Source organism: Paenibacillus sp. A3 (assembly GCF_001399685.1).
Lineage (GTDB): Bacteria > Bacillota > Bacilli > Paenibacillales > NBRC-103111 > Paenibacillus_G.
On sequence record NZ_JTHN01000324.1, the window covers coordinates 1 to 2,751 of the forward strand.

At 51.5% G+C, this 2,751-nt stretch carries 4 protein-coding genes; all 4 read left to right on the forward strand.

The genetic code is table 11. The features are described 5' to 3' along the window. The first annotated feature begins 112 nt into the window (after positions 1–112). The 4 genes from rimM (at position 113) to lepB (ending at position 2,646) form a co-directional block, all read left to right on the forward strand. The gene (gene rimM / locus QJ48_RS34055; protein WP_054977715.1) at positions 113–637 is read left to right on the forward strand and encodes a ribosome maturation factor RimM; all 525 of its coding nucleotides are present in this window, start codon (positions 113–115) and stop codon (positions 635–637) included. After that, on the forward strand, positions 634–1,401 hold the full coding sequence (gene trmD / locus QJ48_RS34060; RefSeq protein ID WP_054977716.1) for a tRNA (guanosine(37)-N1)-methyltransferase TrmD: 768 nt from the start codon (positions 634–636) through the stop codon (positions 1,399–1,401). Before rimM ends, trmD begins: the two co-directional genes overlap by 4 nt. A gap of 232 nt (positions 1,402–1,633) precedes the next feature. Continuing rightward, entirely contained in the window at positions 1,634–1,975 is a 342-nt protein-coding gene (gene rplS, locus QJ48_RS34065) for a 50S ribosomal protein L19 (RefSeq protein WP_010501088.1), read from the forward strand. Between the two features lie 74 nt (positions 1,976–2,049). Next, a complete protein-coding gene (lepB, locus tag QJ48_RS34070) occupies positions 2,050–2,646 on the forward strand; it encodes a signal peptidase I (protein WP_010501086.1) in 597 nt (198 codons plus the stop codon). Positions 2,647–2,751 lie beyond the last annotated feature (105 nt).

The following is a 2,751-nucleotide window of genomic DNA, read 5'->3' on the forward strand; positions in this document are numbered from 1 at the left end:
ACCGAAACGCGTTTCGGTTGAAATCGTGTCATAAGGGAAACATGAGAGTTAGGAGCTGCTCCTAACTCTTTTCTCTTCCTATAAGCTCCTATTCTAAACCCGGGAGGGTCCTATGAGCGAAAAGTTGTATACGGTTGGAAAAATTGTGAATACACATGGCATCCGCGGCGAGCTTAAAATCGTACCGGAAACGCATTTTCCGGACGAGCGCTTCGCAAAAGGAAGCAAGCTGGTATTCGTCCATCCTGAGCAAGGGACGCAGTTCCCCGTTACGGTAGAAGCGGCCCGAGAGCAAAAAAACATGTTCATCATCAAATTCCAAGGCTTCACGAACATCAACGAAGTGGAAAAATATAAGGGCTGGCTGTTAAAAGTCGAAGAGCAATACTTATCCGAGCTTCCCGAAGACGAGTATTACTACCACGAAATTATCGGTTGTGCGGTCGTCACGGAGGAAGGGGAAGAGCTGGGTACGATCTCGGAAATTTTGTCTCCCGGGGCGAATGACGTGTGGGTCGTCAAGCGTTCGGCCGGCAAACCGCTGCTGCTTCCTTATATCGACGATGTCGTGCTTAACGTCGACATAAACGAGAAGAAGGTTACGGTCCGCCTGATGGAAGGCTTGCTTGACCTATGAGAATCGATGTGCTGACGCTTTTTCCAGCGATGTTCGACGGGGTCTTTACTTCGAGTATTTTGGGGAAGGCACGGGAAAAAGGTTTAGTCGAGCTAAATACGGTCAATTTTCGGAATTATGCGAACAACAAGCACAATACGGTGGACGACTATCCGTACGGGGGCGGAGGCGGAATGGTGCTGAAACCCGAGCCGCTGTTCGCTGCAGTTGAAGATGTAACCTCCGGGCTGGAATCGAAGCCCCGTGTTGTTCTGATGTGTCCTCAAGGCGAGCCGTTCTCACAGAAGAAAGCCGAGGAACTTGCGGGGGAGCGGCATTTGATCTTCATCTGCGGACACTACGAGGGCTATGACGAGCGAATCCGCGAGCACTTGGTGACGGACGAGCTATCCATCGGCGATTATGTGCTGACTGGGGGAGAACTGCCGGCGATGGTCGTGATCGACAGCGTCGTACGTTTGCTTCCCGGCGTGCTGGGCAACGAAACGTCGGCGGTGACGGATTCGTTCAGCACCGGCCTGCTGGAATATCCTCATTATACCCGTCCCGCGAATTTCCGCGGCTGGGAGGTTCCCGAAGTGCTGATCTCCGGCCATCATGGGAATATCGAAGAGTGGCGCAGAAAGCAGTCGCTGGAGCGTACATGGAAGAAACGTCCGGATTTGCTGGAAGGGATCGAACTGACGCCTAAAGAGCGGCGCTGGCTTGACGAATGGGAAGCGCAGGAGCGTTCAGAGCGGGATGTCCCCGGTAAGCCGGAATGATAGGCCTCAGGAAAAACCGTTTTGCGTCATGCGCAGAAGCATGAGCCAAGGCGGTTTTTTAATTTGGAGGCACTTCCAATAAAAGAACTGGTTGTGTTTCCCTTGAGTTTATGCTATGATATAAAACGTTGTGGCAATTTGCTTGAATACGGTGGTCCTCTGCGCGTGACATCGAAGAACCGACATCTAATAGCAGCGGCATGAACACCTGTGTGGAAGGAGGGAGTCATCCATGAACTTGATCCAAGAGATTACAAAGGAACAACTGCGCAGCGACATTCCGAGCTTTCGTCCTGGCGACACTTTGAAAGTGTATGTTAAGGTTATCGAGGGTTCGCGCGAGCGTGTCCAGCTGTTCGAGGGCGTTGTTATTAAGCGCCGCGGCGGCGGAATCAGCGAAACGTTCACAGTAAGAAAAATTTCTTACGGTGTTGGCGTTGAGAGAACGTTCCCGATTCATACTCCGAAGATCGATAAGATTGAAGTGGCTCGCCGTGGTAAAGTCCGTCGCGCGAAGCTCTACTATCTTCGCGGTCTGCGCGGTAAAGCAGCAAGAATTCAAGAGATTCGATAACGAAAACAAAGGGGCTTGCACACCAAGTCCCTTTTCGTTTTTTACCCCACTCTGGCGAAAGGGCAGGAAAGCTAATGGAGCAGGATCAAACCGTAGAAAAAACGAATCCCGTCAAAAACGAAGCTTGGGAATGGATCAAAGCGCTGCTGATTGCGGCGGCCCTCGTGTTTTTTATACGCTGGCTCGTCTTCGCCCCGTTCATTGTGGAAGGGCCTTCCATGGAGCCGAATTTCTATACGGGAGAGCGGCTCATCGTCAATAAGTTTATTTACAAGTTCGGGAAGCCGGAGCACGGGGAAGTCGTCGTGTTTCATGCTACCAAAGACAAAGATTACATAAAGCGCGTCATCGCCTTGCCGGGCCAAAAGGTCAAAGTCGAAGGCGACAAGGTGTATGTGGACAACCAATTGGTGGACGAAACCTATCTGAAGCCGGCGCTGGATAAAGCCGCCTCGGAAGGGAGACCCTATAACACAAGAAATTTCCCGGAGCAGACAGTTCCCGAGGGCAGCGTATTCGTGATGGGCGACAACCGTTCGAACAGCTCGGATAGCCGCGACCCGTCTGTAGGCTTTGTCAACTACGATAAAATTGTCGGACGTGCCGACTTGATATTCTGGCCGTTCAATAAAATCAGCCTGGTTCATTTCAATAGTCCGAACCGGCAGTAGGTAAACAGATTGAGGTGACTCAGATGACGATCCAATGGTTTCCGGGTCACATGACACGGGCAAGGCGGCAAATCCAAGAGAAGCTGAAGCTGATTGATATGGCGA